The sequence below is a fragment of the Duganella vulcania genome (genome assembly GCF_009857655.1).
In the GTDB taxonomy this organism is placed as follows: Bacteria; Pseudomonadota; Gammaproteobacteria; order Burkholderiales; family Burkholderiaceae_D; genus Rugamonas; species Rugamonas vulcania.
Map to the genome: position 1 here is coordinate 1 of NZ_WWCX01000274.1, position 673 is coordinate 673.

Annotated in this window: 1 pseudogene; it reads right to left on the minus strand. The window is 75.0% G+C overall.

Going from position 1 to position 673, the window contains the following annotated elements:
* Positions 1–673: pseudogene (locus tag GTP90_RS35940) on the minus strand (heme utilization protein); the annotation flags it as partial.

The window sequence follows — 673 nt, forward strand, 5'->3', positions numbered from 1 at the left end:
GCCGCCACGTCGGCCGCCGCCATGCGCGTCATCAGCGCCGGCGACAGCGCCCCCAGCTGCGCGCTGCCGAGCGCGCCCGCCTGGGCCGTGGTCAGCAGCAGCATCTGGGTGGTGGTCATGCCTTGCAGCGCGGCGGTGCCCATGGCCGCCACCTGGGCCGTGGTCAGCGTGCCGAACAGGCCGGGGAAGCCGTTCGCGTCCGTGCCGAGCGCGGCCAGTTGTTCGGGACGCAGGCTGGCGATGGCCGCCGTGCCCAGCGCCATCACATGCAGCATGTCGAAGGCGCCGAAGTCGGCCACCGACAGGCCGGCCACCTGGCGCGAGCCAAGCGCGCCGATCTGCGCCAGGGTCAGGCCGCCCAGCTGGGCGCTGCCAAGGGCGGCGATCTGCTGGCTCTGCAGCGCGGCCACCTGGCGCGTGCCCAGGCTGTTGAGCTGGGCCTGGCTCAGGTTGGCCAGCAGCGCCGCGTCCAGGCCGGCCAGCGCCTGCAGGCTCATGGCGGCCAGGTTGGTGGTGGACAGGCCGACCAGGGTCTGGCTGCTCAGGGCGCCGATCTGCGCGCTGCTCAGGGCGCCGAACTGCGCCGTCGTGAGCGCGCCCAGCTGGGCGCTGCCCAGCGCGGCCAGCTGCGTGCTGCCGAGGCCGGCGAGGGCGGCGGTTTTCAGCGCGGCCA